General features: G+C 65.9%; 19 protein-coding genes. 9 read left to right on the top strand and 10 right to left on the bottom strand.

Going from position 1 to position 19,827, the window contains the following annotated elements:
* The first annotated feature begins 98 nt into the window (after window positions 1-98).
* The 3 genes from AC07S4_RS19275 to AC07S4_RS19285 are packed head-to-tail and all read left to right on the top strand — an operon-like array spanning window position 99 to window position 2,620.
* A complete protein-coding gene (locus AC07S4_RS19275) occupies window positions 99-1,019 on the top strand; it encodes a hypothetical protein (protein ID WP_494988182.1) in 921 nt (306 codons plus the stop codon).
* Between the two features lie 9 nt (window positions 1,020-1,028).
* Window positions 1,029-1,913, top strand: coding sequence for a MipA/OmpV family protein (locus AC07S4_RS19280; protein ID WP_494988183.1), 885 nt, complete (start codon window positions 1,029-1,031; stop codon window positions 1,911-1,913).
* 2 nt (window positions 1,914-1,915) lie between these two features.
* Window positions 1,916-2,620 carry a hypothetical protein gene (locus AC07S4_RS19285; RefSeq protein WP_494988184.1) on the top strand — a complete coding sequence of 235 codons (705 nt, stop codon included), beginning with the start codon at window positions 1,916-1,918 and terminating at the stop codon, window positions 2,618-2,620.
* 7 nt (window positions 2,621-2,627) lie between these two features.
* On the opposite strand, the gene AC07S4_RS19290 is transcribed toward AC07S4_RS19285, so the two are convergent.
* The 7 genes from AC07S4_RS19290 to AC07S4_RS19320 all read right to left on the bottom strand — a co-directional run bounded on the left by AC07S4_RS19290 (window position 2,628) and on the right by AC07S4_RS19320 (window position 9,900).
* Window positions 2,628-3,341: a response regulator gene (locus AC07S4_RS19290; protein WP_494988185.1), complete on the bottom strand. Its 714-nt coding sequence runs from the start codon at window positions 3,339-3,341 to the stop codon at window positions 2,628-2,630.
* Entirely contained in the window at window positions 3,341-4,480 is a 1,140-nt protein-coding gene (locus AC07S4_RS19295; protein WP_494988186.1) for an acyl-CoA dehydrogenase family protein, read from the bottom strand. Before AC07S4_RS19295 ends, AC07S4_RS19290 begins: the two co-directional genes overlap by 1 nt.
* Window positions 4,481-4,505: 25 nt before the next feature.
* Window positions 4,506-5,186, bottom strand: coding sequence for an SDR family oxidoreductase (locus AC07S4_RS19300; RefSeq protein WP_494988187.1), 681 nt, complete (start codon window positions 5,184-5,186; stop codon window positions 4,506-4,508).
* Between the two features lie 2 nt (window positions 5,187-5,188).
* Entirely contained in the window at window positions 5,189-6,388 is a 1,200-nt protein-coding gene (locus AC07S4_RS19305) for an acetyl-CoA C-acyltransferase (RefSeq protein ID WP_494988188.1), read from the bottom strand.
* A complete protein-coding gene (gene aceK / locus AC07S4_RS19310; protein ID WP_494988261.1) occupies window positions 6,381-8,213 on the bottom strand; it encodes a bifunctional isocitrate dehydrogenase kinase/phosphatase in 1,833 nt (610 codons plus the stop codon). Before aceK ends, AC07S4_RS19305 begins: the two co-directional genes overlap by 8 nt.
* Window positions 8,214-8,247: 34 nt before the next feature.
* Complete coding sequence (locus tag AC07S4_RS19315; protein ID WP_494988189.1) at window positions 8,248-9,432, bottom strand: isovaleryl-CoA dehydrogenase; 1,185 nt, start codon at window positions 9,430-9,432, stop codon at window positions 8,248-8,250.
* A 69-nt stretch (window positions 9,433-9,501) separates the two neighbouring features.
* Window positions 9,502-9,900: a MerR family transcriptional regulator gene (locus tag AC07S4_RS19320; protein WP_161070373.1), complete on the bottom strand. Its 399-nt coding sequence runs from the start codon at window positions 9,898-9,900 to the stop codon at window positions 9,502-9,504.
* A gap of 377 nt (window positions 9,901-10,277) precedes the next feature.
* Between AC07S4_RS19320 and AC07S4_RS19325 the strand changes: the two genes are divergently transcribed.
* On the top strand, window positions 10,278-10,685 hold the full coding sequence (locus AC07S4_RS19325) for a hypothetical protein (RefSeq protein WP_494988190.1): 408 nt from the start codon (window positions 10,278-10,280) through the stop codon (window positions 10,683-10,685).
* A 150-nt stretch (window positions 10,686-10,835) separates the two neighbouring features.
* Window positions 10,836-11,042, top strand: a complete 207-nt coding sequence (locus AC07S4_RS19330; RefSeq protein WP_494988264.1) for a hypothetical protein — start codon at window positions 10,836-10,838, stop codon at window positions 11,040-11,042.
* Between the two features lie 6 nt (window positions 11,043-11,048).
* Here AC07S4_RS19330 and AC07S4_RS19335 read toward each other — a convergent pair whose 3' ends face one another.
* Complete coding sequence (locus AC07S4_RS19335; protein ID WP_494988191.1) at window positions 11,049-11,627, bottom strand: UbiX family flavin prenyltransferase; 579 nt, start codon at window positions 11,625-11,627, stop codon at window positions 11,049-11,051.
* Entirely contained in the window at window positions 11,620-11,931 is a 312-nt protein-coding gene (gene grxD, locus AC07S4_RS19340) for a Grx4 family monothiol glutaredoxin (RefSeq protein WP_132134412.1), read from the bottom strand. The genes AC07S4_RS19335 and grxD overlap by 8 nt, the downstream gene beginning before the upstream one ends.
* Window positions 11,932-12,077: 146 nt before the next feature.
* Here grxD and AC07S4_RS19345 point away from each other — a divergent pair, with 146 nt between their 5' ends.
* Together AC07S4_RS19345 and AC07S4_RS19350 are read left to right on the top strand one after the other, a co-directional pair.
* Complete coding sequence (locus AC07S4_RS19345) at window positions 12,078-12,413, top strand: PadR family transcriptional regulator (protein WP_494988192.1); 336 nt, start codon at window positions 12,078-12,080, stop codon at window positions 12,411-12,413.
* Window positions 12,410-12,952, top strand: coding sequence for a DUF2812 domain-containing protein (locus AC07S4_RS19350; protein WP_494988193.1), 543 nt, complete (start codon window positions 12,410-12,412; stop codon window positions 12,950-12,952). The genes AC07S4_RS19345 and AC07S4_RS19350 overlap by 4 nt, the downstream gene beginning before the upstream one ends.
* Before the next feature lie 122 nt (window positions 12,953-13,074).
* Here AC07S4_RS19350 and AC07S4_RS19355 read toward each other — a convergent pair whose 3' ends face one another.
* Window positions 13,075-15,423, bottom strand: a complete 2,349-nt coding sequence (locus AC07S4_RS19355; RefSeq protein ID WP_494988194.1) for a Tex family protein — start codon at window positions 15,421-15,423, stop codon at window positions 13,075-13,077.
* A gap of 188 nt (window positions 15,424-15,611) precedes the next feature.
* On the opposite strand from AC07S4_RS19355, the gene AC07S4_RS19360 reads away from it, so the two are divergent.
* Together AC07S4_RS19360 and AC07S4_RS19365 are read left to right on the top strand one after the other, a co-directional pair.
* Window positions 15,612-18,740, top strand: coding sequence for a DEAD/DEAH box helicase (locus tag AC07S4_RS19360; RefSeq protein ID WP_494988195.1), 3,129 nt, complete (start codon window positions 15,612-15,614; stop codon window positions 18,738-18,740).
* Window positions 18,741-18,743: 3 nt separating this feature from the next.
* Window positions 18,744-19,787 carry a PAS domain-containing sensor histidine kinase gene (locus AC07S4_RS19365; RefSeq protein ID WP_494988196.1) on the top strand — a complete coding sequence of 348 codons (1,044 nt, stop codon included), beginning with the start codon at window positions 18,744-18,746 and terminating at the stop codon, window positions 19,785-19,787.
* Window positions 19,788-19,827: the final 40 nt, after the last annotated feature.

The raw sequence follows: 19,827 nt of genomic DNA on the forward strand, positions 1-19,827 counted from the left end.
CGCGTGCTTACAAATTTATGACAATTGACCGACATGGCAAGGAGGAAGCAAAGCGGCGGCTTGCCTAAGATGGCATGATTACCAATCAAGGAGCCACCATGAATAAATTGTTGAGCACAGCCGTCCTTGCCCTGGGCGCAGTCCTGCTGGCCGCCTGCGGCAGCGGCAGCGGCGGCGCGGAAGGCACCCCGGCCGGCGGCCAGGCCGCCCCCATCGCCGTGGGTGAACCGGCACCGTCCGCCAGCCTCGGTTTTGAAATCCTGTGGCAGAGCGCCTTCACCGCCATCGACGACGAGCGCACCGTGGTGCTGGCCGATACGGCCGCCTTCGAAGCGCTGTGGAACGAGGGGCATCGCAACCTGAGCAGCCTGCATCCGCCGCCGAAGATCGATTTCAGCCGCAAGGTGGTGGTCGGCGTGTTCACCGGCAAGCAGCAGGACGGCTGCCGCTCCGTCACCATCAGCCGCACCGCGCTGGCGGACGGCAAGCTGGCGGTGGAATACGACCTGGGCCGCCTGATGACCGTCGCGCTGTGCAAGCCGGAGTTCACCAGTCCGGGCGTGCTCGCGGTGCTGGACCGCAGCGACGCGCCGGCCAGCGCCAAGGTGCAGTTCACCCGCATCGACCCGCAGCCGCTGGTGTATAGCCGCCTCGCGCTCAGCCTGAACCCGGCGGTGGCGGACCGCCAGCCCGCCACCGTGGTGGTGAAGGACGCCGCCGCCTGGACCCAGCTGTGGACGCGCTACAGCGTACCCGGCACGCCGCTGCCTGCGGTGGACTTCAGCAAGTCCATGGTGCTGTTCGCCTTCTACGGCGTGGAGAGCGGCTGCGACGGCAACCAGCTGGCGGACGTCTCGCGCGTGAACGGCAAGCTGTACGTCACCAGCACCTACACGCCGCCCGGTCCCGCCGTGTTGTGCATCGCCGCCTTCACCGCGCGCGGCGCCGCCGTCACGGTGGACCGCAGCGACGAGCCGGTGGTGTTCATCAGCAAGCGCCTGCCCGCACCGACCATATAGAATGGCGGCATGCGCGCGTCCACTTCCCCCATCCTGATCTCGGCAGCCATGCTGGCCGCCTGTGTTTGCAGCGGCGCGGCCGCGCAAACGCCCGTCGCCAATCCCATGCCGGACGGCAGCCGGGACATGTATGTGGGGCTGGGACTGCAAAGCGCCAGCCGCTACGAGGGCGGCGCCAGCCGCCACCTGATGCTGATGCCGGTGCTGCAGGCGGAATGGAGCAACGGCGTGTTCATCTCGGGCGCCACCGCCGGCATGCACTGGTCGGACCGCGCCGGCCTGGAATACGGGCCGCTGCTGTCGCTGCATCCGGGCCGCAGCGAGCGGGGACGCGCGCTCACCGGCGGCGGCTTGAGCGGCTCCGGCAGCAACACCGCCCTGCCGCCGCTGGCCATGGGGCCGGATGGCCGTCTCACGCGCCTGGCCGGCATGCCGGACGTGCCGAGGCGGCTGGAGGCCGGCGCCTTCCTCACCTGGTATCTGTCGCCGGAATGGCGGCTGGCCAACAGCGTGCTGTACGGCGCCGGCCAGGAGCGCGACGGCCTGCGCGCCACGCTGGACGTGCAGCGCCTTGCCGCCACGGTCGCGCCCTATCACACGCTTTCTTTCACCGCCGGCCTTACGCTGGCGGACGCCAGCTACAACCGCGCGCTGTTCGGCGTCAGTCCGGCGCAGGCGCTGGCCAGCCCGGCGCTGACGCGGCCGGCCTATGCGCCGGGCGGCGGCGTCAAGGACGTCCATATCGGCGTGCGCTGGAACTGGGCGCTGGCGCCGTCCTGGATGCTCACCAGCGGCGCGCATGCCGTGCGGCTGACCGGCGACGCCAAAGCCAGCCCCGTGGTTGAACGCCCCGCCACCGTGACGGTGTGGTCGGCGCTGGCCTACCGCTTCTGACCATGAACCCCAGGCGACTCCTGTGCGCGTGCGCGCTGCTGCTGCCGGCCTGGCTGGCGGCGCAGCCGCCGGCGCAAGCACAGGACGGTGTATGGTTCAGCTACCGCGACGCCTACCGCAGCATGGTGGTGTTCGAGAAGTACGGCAAACCCAAGCACTTCCTGCAAAACCACTTCCAGATCAGCCCCAGGGACGGCGCCGCCACGCTGGACGGCCTGCGCCTGACGCTGAACGCCAGGGGCAGCCAGCTCAATCTGCCGCTGGACCCGCTCGGGCGCACCGTGTTCCCGCTGCTGAAGGCGGCCTATGACGACAACGCGGTGCTGGTGCTGAACCGCAAGCTGTCCGGCTACGTGCTGCGGCCGCGCGTTTCCATCGTGGTGCGCGCGGACGGCGTCTACGAAGCGGCCGACCTGCGCGCCGCCTGCGAACAGGCGCAGGCCTACCAGCGCGCCACGGACGCGGCGTTTCGCGGCGGGCAGTGCGTGGGGGTGAGGTTTGTTTTTGCGCGCAAGGGCGAGGCGCAATTGCGGCTGCGGCAGGGCGCGCAGGACAGCGCGCCGCTGCCGGCGGGCGACGGCCCGGCCTTCGCCGACGAAGCCGGCGCCGGCTTCAGCGTCGTCAACTACCGCTTCGATGCGGCGCCGGCCCAGGGCCAGGTCGTCAGCGCCAGCGCGCCGCTGGCGATCGCGCCGCTGTACCAGTAGCGGCGCGCTAGATCCAGGCGGACGGCGAGAACAGATAGCCTTCGCCGCGCACCGTCTTGATTCTTTCCGCGTCGTGGTCGTCGAAACGGCGGCGCAGCTTGGAGATGCTGTTGTCTATGCTGCGGTCCATGCCGTCGAACTCCAGGCCGCGCAGCTTTTTCAGCAGCGCGTCGCGCGACAGCACCGTGCCGGCCGCCTCGGCCAGCACCAGCAGCAGCTTGTACTCGCTGCCGCTCAGCAGCACCGGCGTGCCGCGCCAGCGCACCTCGCGGTCGCTGGTGGCGATGCACAGCGCGCCGAACTGCAGCGTGCCCGGCGCGGCGGCCGGCGGCGTTCCTGCAAGCGCACCGGCCGCGGACCCTGCGCGCCGCAGCAGCGCGCGCAGGCGCGCCAGCAGCACGCGCGGCTGCACCGGCTTGTTGATGAAATCGTCGGCGCCGTGTTCCAGCAGCGCCACCTGGTCGTAATCATCCTCGCGCGCCGTCAGCACCAGGATGGGCGTGGCGCCCAGTGCGCGCAGCTGGCGGCACACGTCGGCGCCGTCCATGCCGGGCAACATCAGGTCCAGCACCACGATATCGGGCGCGAAGGCGTGGAAGCGCGGCAGCGCCAGGTCGCCGCGCGCCACCACCTCCACCTCGAACTCATACGCGGCCAGGTACTCCGCCACGAGGGACGACAGGCGCGCGTCGTCCTCCACCAGCAGCAGCCGCGTCGCCATTACAGCGCCCGCGCGATCAGCAGTTTCTGGATGTCGCTGGTGCCTTCGTAGATCTGGCACACGCGCACATCGCGGTAGATGCGTTCGACCGGGAAGTCGGACACATAGCCGTAGCCGCCGTGCACCTGGATCGCATCCGAACACACGCGCTCCGCCATTTCGGAGGCGAACAGCTTGGCCATGGCCGCTTCCTTCAGGCAGGGCTGGCCGGCGTCCTTGAGCGAGGCCGCGTGCAGTATCAGCTGGCGCGCCGCTTCGATCTGGGTCGCCATGTCGGCCAGCTTGAACTGCACTGACTGGTGCTCGAAGATGGTCTTGCCGAAGGTCTCGCGTTCGCGCGCATACTTGAGCGCCGCCTCGTAGGCCGCGCGCGCCATGCCCACCGACTGCGAAGCGATGCCGATGCGGCCGCCCTCCAGGCCTGACAGGGCGATCTTGTAGCCCATGCCTTCCTCGCCGATCAGGTTGGCGGCCGGAATGCGGCAATTCTCGAACAGGATCTGCGCCGTGTCCGACGAGTGCTGGCCCATCTTCTGCTCCAGGCCCGCCACGATATAGCCGGGCGCGCTGGTCGGCACCCAGAAGGCGCTGATGCCCTTCTTGCCGGCCGCCTTGTCGGTGACGGCCATGACGATGGCCACGTCGGCGTATTTGCCGCTGGTGATGAACTGCTTGACGCCGTTGATCACGTAGCCGTCGCCATCGCTGTCCTTGACCCGTGTTGCGGTGGTGCGCAGCGCCGCCGCGTCCGAGCCGGTGTGCGGCTCGGTCAGGCAGAACGCGCCCAGCATGTCGCCCTGCGCCAATGGGCGCAGCCACTGCTGCTTCTGCTGCTCGTTGGCGTACATCATGGCGATGCTGCACACCGGGCAGTTGTTGACCGAGATGACGGTGGACGTGCCGCCGTCGCCGGCCGCGATTTCCTCCAGCACCAGGGCCAGGGACACATAGTCCAGCCCCGCGCCGCCCAGCTCCTCCGGCACCGCCACGCCGAACGCGCCCAGCGCGGCCAGCTCCTTCAGTTCCTCTTTCGGAAAGTGGTGTTCCTTGTCCCAGCGCGCCGCGTTGGGCGCCAGGCGCTCCTGCGAAAAGCTGCGCAGGGCGTCTCGTATCATTTGGTGTTCTTCGCTCAGTATCATTCTGTGCTTTCGTAGTGTTGCGGGGTTACCAGGCGATAGGCGTGCCATCGTAGTTGCGGAACACGGCTTGCGTGGAGCCCTGCAGCGTATCGAGCGTGTGGCGGATGCCGCTGGCGCTTTCTTCAACGGCGATGTCCGCCCCGCCGCCGCCCATCTCGGTGCGCACCCAGCCCGGATGCAGGGCCACGCAGGTGCAGCCCTTGTTGCCGAAGGTGAGCGCGGTGTCGATCAGCACGGAGTTCAGCGCCGCCTTGCTGGCGCGGTACAGCGAGCCGCCCGCGCTGCTGCGCTCCGCCAGGGAGCCCATGCGCGAAGACAGCACCGCCAGCTTGCCGCCGGTGCGCTTGCCTGCGGCGCACACCAGCGGCGCCAGGATGGGCAGCAGCCGCATCGCCGCCAGCACATTGGTGTGCATCACCATGTCGAAGTCGTTCTGCACCGGAAAGCCGTCATGGCGCGGGCCGTACACGCCCGCGTTCAGGATGGCCACGTCCAGCTGCTCGCCGTCCAGCTTCCAGCCCAGGCCGGCCACCGCTTCCACATTGGTCACGTCCAGCGTGTGCGTTTCCGCACCCATGCCGGCCAGCTCCGCCACGTCGTCCGGCTTGCGGGCGGTGGCGATCACGCGCCAGCCGTCCGCCAGGTACTGGCGCGCCAGCTCGTGGCCTATGCCGCGCGAAGCGCCGATGATGAGTACGGCCGGCATGCTTACACCAGCTCGATGGCCATGGCGGTGGCTTCGCCGCCGCCTATGCACAGCGCCGCCACGCCGCGCTTGCCGCCGGTGCGCTTGAGCGCGCCGATCAGCGTGACCACGATGCGCGCGCCCGATGCGCCGATAGGGTGGCCCAGCGCGCAGGCGCCGCCGTGCACGTTCACCTTGCTGTGCGGGATGTCCAGGTCGCGCATGGCGGCCATGGGCACGGCCGCGAAGGCTTCGTTGATCTCGAACAGGTCCACGTCCCTGGCGCTCCAGCCGGTCTTCTTGAACAGCTTCTCGATGGCGCCGATCGGGGCCACCGTGAACTGGTCCGGCGCCAGCGCGTTGGTGGCGTGGCCCAGCACCCTGGCGATCGGGGTCAGGCCCTGCGCCTTGGCGGTCGATTCGCGCATCATCACCAGCGCGGCGGCGCCGTCGTTGATGGACGAGGACGAGGCGGCGGTGATGGTGCCGTCCTTCTTGAAGGCGGTGCGCAGCGTAGGGATCTTGTCGATCTTGGCTTTCAGCGGGCCTTCGTCTTTGTCTATCACGGTGTCGCCTGCGCGGCTGGTCACGGTGACGGGCGCCATTTCCCACTTGAACCAGCCTTCATTGGTGGCGGCCTGCGCGCGCTTGACGGACTCGATGGCGAAGCTGTCCTGGTCTTCGCGCGAGAACTGGTACTTGGCCGAGCACTCTTCGGCGAAGGTGCCCATGGAGCGGCCTTCGCCGGTTTTCTCGTTGCGCGAGTAGGCGTCTTCCAGGCCGTCGTACATCATGTGGTCGAACATCATGCCGTGGCCGATGCGGTAGCCGCCGCGCGCCTTGGGAATGATGTAGGGCGCGTTGGTCATGGACTCCATGCCGCCGGCCACGATCACGTCGGCGCTGCCGGCCGCCAGCGCGTCGTAGGCGTAGATGGCGGCCTGCATGGCCGAGCCGCACATTTTCGACAGCGTGACCGCGCCGGTGGACGTGGGCAGGCCCGCTTTGAGCAGCGCCTGGCGCGCAGGCGCCTGGCCCTGGCCCGCCATCAGGCAGTTGCCGAAGTAGACGTGTTCGACGGCGGCCGGCGCCACGCCGGAACGCTCGACGGCGGCCTGGATGGCGACGGCGCCCAGGTCGTGCGCGCTCTTGGCCGAGAAGTCGCCCTGGAAGGCGCCCATGGGGGTGCGGGCTGCGCCCACGATAACGATAGGATCATTCATTTTCACTGGTCTCCAGTAAGGTGGGCGCAACATGCGCCGCGGATGGGATGGCAGGGGTGCCCTGGTAAGAAAAACGGATGTGCTGCGGATAGGGGAACACGTCTTCCACGATGCCGGCCTGGATGCGCTCCTTGCGCCGCTGCCAGAACTCGCGCGTGAACAGGTCGGCGTGGTGCAGCATGAAATACTTGCGGATCTTCGCGTTGCCCAGCAAGAAGCGGCCGAACTGCTCGGGGAACACGTCGTGCGGGCCGACGTGGTACCACGGCTCGGCGGCCATCTCCTCCTCCTCGGTGCGGGCCTCGGGGATGTCGCGGAACACGCAGTCGGTGATGTATTCGATTTCGTCGTAGTCGTAGAACACCACGCGCTTGTGGCGGGTCACGCCGAAGTTCTTGTACAGCATATCGCCCGGGAAGATATTGGCCGCCACCAGCTCCTTGATGGCGTTGCCGTATTCCAGCACGCCGTGCTCGATGCGGGCCTCGTCGCCCTGCTGCTCGGCGTGCGTCAGCCAGATATTCAGCGGCACCATGCGGCGCTCGATGTACAGGTGCTTGATGACGATGTTGTCGCCGTCCTCCTCCAGCAGCGAAGGCGCGTGCTGGCGGATCTCGGCGATCAGCTCCTCCTTCATGCGGTGGCGCGGGAAGGCCACGTTGGAATACTCCAGCGTGTCGGCCATGCGGCCCACGCGGTCGTGGTGTTTCACCAGCAGGTATTTTTCCTTCACCAGCGCGCGCGTGGTGTCCTTGGGCGCCGGGAAGAAATCCTTGATCAGCTTGAACACATAGGGGAAGGACGGCAGCGCGAACACCAGCATCACCAGGCCGCGTATGCCGGGCGCCGCGCCGAACTGGTCGGACGAATGCTTGAGGTGCTGCAGGTAGTCGCGGTAGAACAGCGTCTTGCCCTGCTTCTGCAGGCCGAGGATGGTGTAGATCTCGCTGCGCGGCTTGCGCGGCAGCAGCGTGCGGATGAACTGCACATAGGCCGATGGCACTTCCATGTCCACCAGGAAGTAGGCGCGCGTAAACGAGAACAGGATGATGATCTGTTCCTGGTCGAACAGCACCGTGTCGAGCACCAGCTCGCCGTGCCGGTTGTGCAGGATGGGCACCACGAAGGGATATTCGCGCGCCCCGTTGATGCCCTTGCCGACGATGTAGGCGCCCTTGTTGCGGAAGAACAGATTGGACAGCACCTGGATCTGGTGGTTGGGCTCCAGCGTTTCGGCGCCGAACAGCTGGCGCAGGCGGGACTCGACCTGCTCCACGTCGCGCTCCAGGTTGGAGTAGCGCGCATTGAGCCGGAAGTCGGTGACGATGCGGCTGAGCGTTTCGCGCAGGCCGTCCGTGCCGGGGTAGTACATGCGGTAGGTGGGCGCCGCTTCCTCGGTTTCGATGTACTCGGTGGACACCACCGGCCGCACAAAGATGAACTCGTTGTGGAAATAGCTGCGGTGCAGGATGTTGCAGCACACCGAGTTGAAGAAGGTCTCGGCCAGCTCCGGCTGCTTGTGGCCGGACAGCAGGCCGATGAAGTGCAGCTTGCATTCGCGCCACACCTCGTCGCTCAGGTCTTCCGGCGCGTATTCGTCCTCCAGCATGTGCACGCATTCCTGCACCCGCTTGTCGTAGAAGCCGATGCGCTCGCGCGCCGCCTGCTGCGCCACCTTCCAGTCGCCGCGCTCGAAATGCGCCTTGGCCTGCTGGCTGGTGGCGCGGAACAGGCGGTAATGCTTGTCGAAGCCGTCGCGGATGGTGAGCGCGATGTCGAACGCTATCTGGGAAGACAGCAGTTTCGGGAATGCAGCCTGGTTCATCATGGACGGGCCGGCAACATCGCGCTCTGGCAGCTTACTTGGTTTCCGCGAACAGTTCGCGGCCGATCAGCATGCGGCGGATTTCGCTGGTGCCCGCGCCGATCTCGTACAGCTTGGCGTCGCGCCACAGGCGGCCGACCGGATACTCGTTGATATAGCCGTTGCCGCCCAGCGTCTGGATCGCCTCGCCGGCCATCCAGGTGGCTTTCTCGGCGCTGTACAGGATGGCGCCGGCGGCGTCCTTGCGCAGCTGGCGCACCGCTTCCGGCGAGGCCGCGCGGTCGCAGGCCTGGCCCACGGCGTAGACATAGGCCTTGCACGCCATCATGGTCGAGTACATATCGGCGAGCTTGCCCTGCATCAGCTGGAATTCGCCGATGGGCTGGCCGAACTGCTTGCGGTCGTGGATGTAGGGGACCACGGCGTCCATGCAGGCCTGCATGATGCCCAGCGGGCCGCCGGACAGCACGGTGCGCTCGAAGTCCAGGCCGGACATCAGCACGTTGACGCCCTTGCCCAGGCCGCCCAGTACGTTCTCGGCCGGCACTTCGCAGTCCTCGAACACCAGTTCGCCGGTGTGCGAACCGCGCATGCCCAGCTTGTCCAGCTTCTGCGCGACGGAGAAGCCCTTGAAACTCTTTTCGATCAGGAAGGCCGTCATGCCGCGCGGGCCGGCTTCCAGGTCGTTCTTGGCGTACACCACCAGCACATCGGCGTCGGGGCCGTTGGTGATCCACATCTTGGTGCCGTTCAGCACCCAGCGGTCGCCCTTCCAGTCGGCGCGCAGCTTCATGCTCACCACGTCGGAACCGGCGTTCGGCTCGGACATGGCCAGCGCGCCCACGTGCTCGCCCGAGATCAGCTTGGGCAGGTATTTCTGCTTCTGCTCTTCGGTGCCGTTGCGCTTGATCTGGTTCACGCACAGATTGGAATGCGCGCCGTAGGACAGGCCCACCGAGGCGGACGCGCGCGAAATCTCCTCCATCGCCACGATGTGGGCCAGGTAGCCCATATTGGCGCCGCCGTATTCCTCGCCCACGGTGATGCCCAGCAGGCCCAGGTCGCCCATCTTGCGCCACAGGTCCATGGGGAACTGGTCGCTGCGGTCGATCTCGGCGGCGCGCGGCGCGATTTCGGCGGCGGCGAACTCCTGCACGGCGGAGCGCAGGGCGGCGATGTCTTCGCCGTGGTCAAAGGTCAGGCCTGGGAGATGGAGCATGTCGTCCTCATTCTTCTGGTTGGAGTGGTGAAGCGCCCATGATACGCCGATGTGACGTTAACGTAAACGTCAAGTGGCCTGGGGTTCGGTGATGGCGGCCAGCAGGCGCCGGCATTCGTCTTCGTGGGCGGTCAGCTCGGACAGCGCCATTTCGATGTCCTCGCGCTGCTGTTCCAGCGTCACGCGGTGCTGGTTCAGCACGCCCAGGAAGCGGTGCATCTGGGCGCTGGTGTCCTTGGGCGACTCATACATGTCGACCAGGCTCTTGATTTCGGACAGCGACAAGCCGAGGCGCTTGCCGCGCAGCGTCAGCTTGAGGCGGGTGCGGTCGCGCGGCGTGTAGACGCGGTTGCGGCCGCCGGCGCCTTCGCGCGACGGGCTCAGCAGGCCCTGGTCTTCGTAAAAGCGGATGGCGCGCGCCGTGATGTCGAATTCGCGGGCCAGTTCGGTAATGGTGTAGGTTGGCATTTTAATAAAATCGGCTTCAACTTCCGTTTACGTAACGTCAAATACATTGTAGCCCATCGCGGCACGTACAGTCGGTGGCAATTGATGACCGCCTATGGCGTATCGTGCGACGGCCTAATACGCATCTCGCCATGATATGTTACAAAGCAAGCGCCAATCCCGGGTAAGATCGCTATCGAACGAACGTTCAATCTACAAATTAAACGTCTGAATTCAATTTGCCGTATCATTCTTTATCACAAATTAAATTTGGACAATATGCGGGCGCCTCTGGCGCCAATGAATGAGCAATGTTAAATATCAAGTTCTCCGCTGACACAGTTCGTCTGGTGCGTCGAGAGACTGACTTTCATTGCATGATATGAAATAGTGCCACTATGAATTCTTCTAACGAACGCGAAAGTTTTAGCCAGCGCTTGCAGCAGGCTCTGAAAAACGCCCACTACTCTCCCGACAGCCCAACCCGTCTGGCCCGCGAATTTAACATTCGCTTTGACGGACGCCCCATAACGGTGCACGCAGCGCGCAAATGGCTGGTTGGCGAAGCCATTCCCACGCAGGAAAAGCTGCGCATGATCGCCCAATGGCTGGGTGTTCCTGCCGATTGGCTGCGTTTCGGCGGCCCGGAAACGGCGGCCCCGGCCGGCGACAGCGGCAGCGGCCTGTCCCGTTTCGAGTCGGCCGACGTGAAACTGATTGCCGATTTGCAGCGTCTGGACGAGCATCACCGCCAGATCGCGCGTGAATTTATTCGCATGCTGGTGCGGGTGAACTACCAAAAGTAACAACGAAGCGCGCCGTTCTTGATAGATTCATAAATTAAAGAACGAGTGTGCCACAATCAAGCGGATCCGTGCGTTTCCGCCGAATGTTCGGGATCCGATAGCGAATTGTCACAGTTTCGAAACGGAATTGGTGCACAATAGGGCTGCGCAATGCACGCGCTATTTCAGGAGTCCGGATTGAGCCGCTTGATGAGAAACAACTACAGCAATGTAGCGCAGCTGAAAGACCTGATGACCGCCCCGCCGATGACGGCCGCCCGCCATGCCGAATTGATGCGCAAGCGCATCGCACAGCGGCGCATGCTGGAAGAAGCGAGGGAATTGAAGCGTGCCAGCGGCAGCTTTGAGAAGAGTTAAAGCAGGCTAGCCCAAGCCGCCCCAGCGCGGCGCCAGCTGGTGTTCCAGGCCGAACAGGTCGAGCACGCGGGCCACCGTGTGGTCCACCATGTCGGCGATGCTCTGCGGCTGGTGATAAAAACTGGGCAGGGGCGGGAAGATAATGCCGCCCATTTCGGTGACGGCCGTCATATTGCGCAGGTGCGCCAGGTTGAACGGCGTTTCGCGCACCATCAGCACCAGCCGGCGGCGCTCCTTGAGCACCACATCCGCCGCGCGCGCGACCAGATTGTCCGACAGGCCATGCGCCACCGACGCCAGCGTCTTCATCGAGCACGGCGCGATGATCATCCCATCCGATTGGAACGACCCGCTGGCGATGGACGCGCCGATATTGTGCTGCTTGTGCACCACGTCGGCCAGCGCCTCCACCTCCTTGCGCTGCAGGCCGGTTTCCTGGTGCAGCGTCAGCACGGCCGCGTCCGAGACCACGAGGTGGCTCTCGACGGAGGGCAGGTCCTTCAGCACTTGCAGCAGCCGCACCCCATACACGGCGCCGGTGGCGCCGGTGATGGCGATGACGAGCCGCTGCGGGCGATCAGGCATCCAGCAGGGCCTTCAGTTCGCCCGACTCGAACATCTCGTTCATGATGTCCGAACCGCCGATGAACTCGCCCTTGACGTAGAGCTGGGGAATGGTCGGCCAGTTCGAGTATTCCTTGATGCCCTGGCGGACTTCAGGATCGTCCAGCACGTTCACGGTGGCGATATTCTCCACGCCGCACGCCTTCAGGATCTGGATGGCGCGGCCGGAAAAGCCGCACTGCGGGAACTGGGCGGTGCCCTTCATGAACAGGACCACAGGCGTGTTGGTCACGGTTTCTTTGATCCAGGTTTGTACGTCGCTCATTGCTGCCTCGGGGGAAATTGAATAGATGCCGACATTTTATAAGAAATGCGGCCCCCGCGTGCTTGACACGGCGAAATTACGCGCTATTATGTCGTTAATCGCTATATCGATAGTCGATATATCGTGACACGATACAAGGACTGGCGATGCCGGACATTCATTTTTCGAAGTATCTGCCCCTTTCGGAAGCGACGTTCTACGTGATGCTGGCGCTCAATGAGCCTTTGCACGGCTACGCCATCATGCAAAAGGTGGAAGCGATGAGCGGCGGCAGCGTCACGCTGGGGCCGGGCACGCTGTACGGCGTGTTTGGCGCGCTGGAAAAGCAGGCGCTGATCGTCAAGGTGGCGGAAGAGGAGCGGCGCAAGGTGTACGCGCTGACGGAACTGGGCAGGGCCGTGCTGGCGGAGCAGGTGCGGCGCCTGGAAATCATGGTGGGCAATGCACGCGCATTGCTGAACGCGGCTGGAGAGACGAAATGAGCGCAAGCGTGGTACGGAAGTACAAACTGTGGTTCGTGTGGCAGGACGAAGAACACCAGCAGTGGCTGGAGCGCATGGCGCGCGAGGGCCTGCATCTGCGCGCCACCAACGCCATCGGCATGCACACCTTTGTGCGCGGCGCGCCGGCCGACATGGTCTACCGCTGGGACGTACAGAAGGGCACGCCGCACTACCTGCAGCTGTTCCGCGACGCGGGCTGGGAACATGTGGCCAGCACCATGGGCTGGCACTGCTGGCGCAAGGCGCGCCAGGCGGGCGCGACGCCCGAAATCTTCACCGACACGGCCGGCAAGCTGGCCAGGAACGGCCGCATCCTGCTGCCGCTGGGCCTGGCGCTGATCGCGCAAGTGCCGATGATTGTTTCGCACCGCAACTACCTGGCCGCGCTGGCCGGCCAGGACGCCGCCTTCCAGGGCACCGGCCTGGCGGTGCTGTGGCTGGGCGCCGCCGCCGCGCTGCTGTGCCTGTACGGCTGCATCAAGCTCGGCCTGCGCATGGCGGCGCTGAAGCAACTGTAGCGCCTGTAGCGCCAGCGAGCTCAACAATCGGGGTCAGTTCCACCATCGCCTCACGAGCCCAGCCGTTCAATGGATGAGGCCGTGACGCGATGACAGAACTGACCCCGGCTAGGGTGGGCTGCTTAGCCGCGCAGCTTGGCGAAGGCGGCGGCCATGGAGCCGGCGATGGCCGGTTCGCGGCTTTGGTTCTTCTGCTGCTGCCCCATGGCGCGGCGGTCGCCGCGGTCGGCGCGCTGCTCGGGCTTGCTGCCGGCGGCCGGCGCGCTGTCGCTCAGGCGCATGGTCAGCGCAATGCGCTTGCGCTTGGGGTCCACTTCCAGCACCTTCACCTTCACCACCTGGCCGGCTTTGACCACCGTGTGCGGGTCTTTCACGAAGGTGTTGGACAGCGCGGAGATGTGCACCAGGCCGTCCTGGTGCACGCCGATGTCGACGAAGGCGCCGAAGGCTGCGACGTTGGTGACCACGCCTTCGAGAATCATGTCCGGACGCAGGTCGCTGATTTCTTCCACGCCGTCCTTGAAGGTGGCGGTGGTGAACTCGGGGCGCGGGTCGCGGCCGGGCTTTTCCAGTTCCTTCAGGATGTCGGTCACGGTGGGCACGCCGAACTTGTCGTCCGCGTACTTGGCGGGATTCAGCGACTTGATCAGGCCGCTGTCGCCGATCACGCCCTTGATGTCTTTTTTCAGGTCGCCCAGGATTTTTTCCACCAGCGGGTAGGATTCCGGGTGCACCGCCGAGGCGTCCAGCGGGTTGTCGCCGCCCACCACGCGCAGGAAGCCGGCCGCCTGCTCAAACGTCTTGTCGCCCAGGCGCGGCACGTTCTTCAGGCCGGCGCGCGAGGTGAAGGCGCCCTTGCTGTCGCGGTAAGTGACGATGCTCTGCGCCACGCTGGCCGACAGGCCGGACACGCGCGCCAGCAGCGGCGCCGAGGCGGTGTTGACGTCCACGCCCACCGCGTTCACGCAGTCCTCCACCACGGCGTCCAGCGAGCGCGCCAGCTGCGACTGGCTCACGTCGTGCTGGTACTGGCCCACGCCGATGGATTTCGGGTCGATCTTCACCAGTTCGGCCAGCGGGTCCTGCAGGCGGCGCGCAATCGACACGGCGCCGCGGATGGACACGTCCAGGTCCGGCAGCTCGCGCGAGGCGAATTCGGAGGCCGAGTACACCGACGCGCCCGCTTCGGAGACGACGATCTTGGTCAGCTTCTGTTCCGGCAGCATCTTGATCAGATCCTGCGCCAATTTGTCGGTTTCGCGCGAGGCGGTGCCATTGCCGATGGAAATCAGGGAGACATTGTGTCTGGCGGCCAGCTTGGCCAGGGTGTGCAAGGCGCCGTCCCAGTCGTTGCGGGGCTGATGCGGGTAGATGGTGGCATGTTCGACCACTTTGCCGGTCGAATCGACCACGGCGACCTTGACGCCGGTGCGCAGGCCGGGGTCCAGGCCCATGGTGGCGCGCTGGCCGGCCGGGGCCGCCAGCAGCAGGGCTTTCAGATTGGTGGCGAAGACATTGATGGCGTCGGTCTCGGAACGTTCGCGCAGCGCGCCCATCAGTTCGCTTTCCAGGTGCATAAAGCTTTTCACGCGCCAGGTCCAGCGCGCCGTGTCGGCCAGCCATTTGTCGGCCGGGCGGCCGGCGCTCTTGATGCCGAAGCGGGCCGAGATGCGGCTTTCGCAGGGATTGTGTGGCGCGTCCCACTTCGGTTTCTCGGCTTCGGTGTCCAGGCGCAGGGTCACGTCCAGGATGCCTTCGCGGCGGCCGCGCAGCAGCGCCAGGGCGCGGTGCGAGGGCACGGTGCCTATGGTTTCCGAGTAGTCGAAGTAGTCGGCGAATTTTTCGCCTTCTTCCTGCTTGCCTTCCACGACTTTGGACTCAACTATCCCATGATCGGTCACATATTCGCGCAGCGACTGCAGCAGCGTGGCGTCCTCGGCGAAGCGTTCCATCAGCACCTGGCGCGCGCCGTCCAGCGCCGCCTTGGTGTCGGCCACGCCCGGATTGTTGCCGTCCGGCGTGGTGAAGGGCTCGCGCAGATAGGCGGCCGCTTCCGTTTCCGGCGTCAGTTCCGGGTTGGCCAGCAGGGCGTCGGCCAGCGGCATCAGGCCCGCCTCGATGGCGATCTGGGCCTTGGTGCGGCGTTTTTGTTTGTACGGAAGATACAAATCTTCCAGACGGGTCTTGTCTTCGGCGTGCATCACGGCGTCCAGCAGGGCCGGCGTCATTTTGTTCTGCTCAGTGATCGACGCCACGATGGCGGCGCGGCGGTCCTCCAGCTCGCGCAGATAGCGCAGGCGCTCCTCCAGCAGGCGCAGCTGGATATCGTCCAGGCCGCCGGTGGCTTCCTTGCGGTAGCGCGCGATAAAGGGCACGGTGGCGCCTTCGTCCAGCAGGGCGACGGCGGCGGCAACCTGGGCCGGCTTGGCGGCCAGTTCGATGGCAAGGCGTTGTTCGATGGTAGGCAGCATGAGCTAGATTCCTGTGGTGACCAGGCCGGAATCATACTCAAACCACGGCCATGCGCCAAATGCTACGCCCTATGTTGGAAGAAACACAAACAAGAGTTCGGTTAAACCGGATAATATTGCATGTTGCAGTTTTTGAACCGCCTTCAAACCGTCATCGATCAGTAATATTTGTACAGATAATGCGCACTATGGATTTGACCCGCGACGAAACGCGCGAAACCCCCACCGCACCGGCCCAGGCCCCCGCTCCCGCATCGGCGCCTGCTCCGCAGCTGCCCTATGCCGTGGCCACCTGGCTGCAACGGGTGGACGCTGCCGCGCATCCGAAAGCCAAGCTGCTGGCCGCCGAACCCGATCCCAAGCAGGCGCAGCCGCAATACAAGCTGATCTATGTGCTGGCGCCCACCAGCGGCGGCCGCCACGTGGCGCTGTGCCTGTACAAGGCGCGGCTGCGGCCGAACGGCGACGTGGCCGCCGCCACCCCGGTGAGCGAGGTGTTCTCGCTGCTGTCGGCCCCGCCCAGCTTCCTGGCGGCCGGCGATGACGATTTGATACGTTTCTTCGTTGCCATGCGCAGCGGCCCGAATTCCCAGACCGGCACCGCCACCGAGCCGCGCGGCAAGATAGGCGCGGCCCTGCTGACCATGCTGGCCGAGCAGGACAAGCTGCTGTGGGCCAATTCCTGGGCCGACGTGGGCAACGGCCTGGTCTACCCGATGAAGTTCGGCCCCCTGCGCCAGGCCAACCTGGCATGGCGCGAGGAGGGCAAGGGCCTGCGCCTGGGCTGGGCGGTGGAGCCGCCCGAGGGCGCGCGCCACCACGGCGCCGACCAGATCGACTACATGCTGCCGACCGAGCCGCCGTGGTATATCGACAACCTGTCGTGCGGCGAGCTGTTCCTGAACCAGGGCGGCGCCGAGATTCCTCTGGCCGAGCTGCAGGCGCTGGTGGCGCAGGCGCCTTTGCTCACCAGCAACGACAAGCTGCGCGTGTCCCAGCTGCTGCTGGCGCACGGCCTGCAGCAGCTGATGCCGCTGCCGCAGCCGTTGCCGCAGCGCATCCGCCAAGACGTCAAGCCGCGCCCCATCCTGGTGCTGGACGCGGCCATGCTGTCCGACGGCAGCACCCAGCGCTGGCACGACTACGCCGTGCTGTCCTATGACTACGACGGCGAGCGCGTCTCCTTCGATCCGTCGCAGCGCGTGGTGCGCCAGCGCGGCGACGTGACCGAGGTGATACAGCGCGACGAGCAGGCCGAGGCGGACGCCCTGGCCACCTTGAACGGGCTGGGCTTCCGCAAGCCCGGCGCGCTGCCGCTGTCGAGCGTGCGCGGCGGCCTGCTGCTGGCCGGCCAGGCCGACTGGCTGCGCTTTGCCGCCGACGGCGTGGACGAACTGCTGGCGCAGGGCTGGCAGGTGGAAAAATCGGCCAAGTACCGCTATGACGTGAGCGCGGTGGACGGCTGGTACGCCGAGGTGGAGCCGGACGACGCCGACGGCGGCAACGCCTGGTTCGACCTGGAGCTGGGCATCACGGTGGACGGCGCACGCATTCCGCTGCTGCCGGTGCTGGTGCACATGATACGCAACGCCCCGCTGGACTTCAGCCTGAAGACGCTGGCCGGCCATGCCGAGGAAGACCAGATGCTGGCCACGCTGCCCGACGGCACCCGCGTGGCGCTGCCGTGGAACCGGGTCAAGCCCATCCTGGCCACGCTGGGCGAGCTCTACTTCAACGACAAGATCAAGCACGCCGTCCACATGGCCACGCTGGACGCGGCCCGCCTGGACGAGCTGGCCCGCAGCGTCGACTTCGAATGGACCGGCGGCGAGGAATTGCGCGACATGGGCCGCAAGCTGAACCAGTTCACCACGGTGAAGCGAGTGCCCACTCCGGCTGGACTGCGCGCCACGCTGCGCGATTACCAGGCCGACGGCCTGGCGTGGATGCAGTTCCTGCGCGAATACAACCTGGCCGGCATCCTGGCCGACGACATGGGCCTGGGCAAGACGGTGCAGACCCTGGCCCACATCCTGGTGGAAAAAGAGGCCGGCCGCCTGACGCATCCGGTGCTGGTGATCGCGCCGACCAGCCTGATGGGCAATTGGCAGGACGAGGCCGCGCACTTCGCGCCCGACCTGCGCGTGCTGCTGCTGCAAGGCAAGGACCGCATGCAGCAGTTCGAGCAGATCCAGCAGTCCGACCTGGTGCTGACCACCTATGCGCTGCTGCCGCGCGACGAGGAAAAGCTGCGCGAGCAGGAGTTCCACATGGTCATCCTGGACGAGTCGCACTACATCAAGAACACCCGCTCCAAGGCGGCCCAGAGCGCCGGCCTGCTGAAGGCCAAGCACCGCCTGTGCCTGTCCGGCACGCCGCTCGAGAACCACCTGGGCGAGCTGTGGTCGCAGTTCCACTTCCTGCTGCCGGGCCTGCTGGGCGACGAAAAATCCTTCAACGCCCAGTTCCGCCATCCGATCGAGCGCCAGGACGACCCGCAGCGCCGCGCGCTGCTGAACCGCCGCATCAAACCCTTCCTGCTGCGCCGTACCAAGGACAATGTGGCCAAGGAATTGCCGGCCAAGACCGAGATGGTGCGCAAGGTGGAGCTGACCGGCGCCCAGCGCGACCTGTACGAAACCGTGCGCCTGGCCATGGACCAGAAAGTGCGCGAGGAAATCGACCGCAAGGGCGTGGCGCGCAGCCAGATCGTCATCCTGGAAGCGCTGCTCAAGCTGCGCCAGGTGTGCTGCGATCCGCGCCTGGTGAAGTCGCTGCCGTCGAAAAAGCAGACCGCCGGTTCGGCCAAGCTGACCGATTTGATGCAGATGGTGGAGGATTTGCTGGAGGAAGACCGCAAGATCCTGGTGTTTTCGCAGTTCACCTCGATGCTGGAGCTGATCGAGGAGGAGCTCGAGCTGCGCGACATCCCGTATGCGCTGCTGACCGGCGAGACCAAGGACCGCAGCGCCCAGGTGGCCGCCTTCCAGCAGGGCGCGGTGCCGATTTTCCTGATCAGCCTGAAAGCCGGCGGCGTGGGCCTGAACCTGACGGCGGCCGACACCGTCATCCACTACGACCCGTGGTGGAACCCGGCGGCCGAGAACCAGGCCACCGACCGCGCCTGGCGCATCGGGCAGGACAAGCCGGTGTTCGTGTACAAGCTGATCGCGAAAGGCACGCTGGAGGAGAAAATCCAGGTGCTGCAGCAGAAAAAATCCGACCTGGCGCAGTCCATCCTGGCCGAGGGCGAGTCGCAGAAGATGGCGCTGACGCAGGAAGACCTGCAGCAGATCTTCGCCCCGCTGGCGGACTAGGCCATGGACGACGCCGGCGAACTGCACAAGCTCATCCTTGACCACAGCAGCGAAGTGCACTTCCTGCTGGACCTGCGGGACGGCAGCCACGGCCGCATCCGGTACCTGAGCCCGGCTGCCGGGCGCCGCTTCGGCTACACGCTGGCGCAGGCGCAGGCGCTGTCGGACCAGCTGGCGGCCGACCTGCCGCTGCGCCTGGAGCGCTTTGCCGCCGGCGAGCGCAGCCGCGCGCGCGTGACGCGCGAGCTGGACCTGCCGCATGCGGACGGCCATCTGGTCCCGGTGGAAATCGAGTCCGTGCTGGTGCTGGACCCGGTCGGCATCCCGGTCGCCTTGTCCGGCTCGGTGCGCGACGTGAGCGAGCGCCAGGACTGGCAGGCGCAGCAGAAGAAATTCGCGTCCATGCTGTCGCACGAGTTCCGCACCCCGCTGTCCACCATAGACGGCGCCATCCAGCGCCTGGAAATGACGGGCGCGCACCACGACGAAGCCACCCGCAAGCGCTACACCAAGATCCAGACGGCGGTCGACCGCCTGCTGGGCATGCTGGACGAATACCTGTCGCCCGAGCGCATGGCCAGCATAGGCCGCAAACGCCAGCCGAACGAGGTGTCGCCGCTGGCGCTGCTGGAGAATGCCGCCGGGCAGGCCGGTGCGCGCCGCGCCGCCATCCGCGTGGTGGAGCAGGGCCTGCCGCAGTGGATGCGCTGCGACCCGGCCGGCCTGCGCCTGGTGCTCGATATCTTGCTCGACAATGCCATTAAATACACGGAAGATGGCTGCGAGATAACGCTTGTCGGCAAAAAAGCAACAGAAGGCGGCATAGAGTTGTCGGTATCGGACCTGGGGGCTGGCATACCGGAGGACGAAGTCGGTAAGCTGTTCGAGAAAGGCTTCCGCGGCCGCGCCGCCGCCGGCACGCCGGGCTCCGGCCTGGGCTTGTACATGGCGCGCGCGGTGGTGGAAGTCCACGGCGGCACGCTGACAGTGGAAAATTTTGCTGAAAGCGGCAAGAAATTTCGGATTTGGCTGCCTATACCGGCGTGAGCCGGGAAAAACCTTGCGCCGCGCGATTGCAACCGTGATA

The sequence above is a fragment of the Pseudoduganella sp. GW821-FHT05F09 genome, assembly GCF_059419605.1.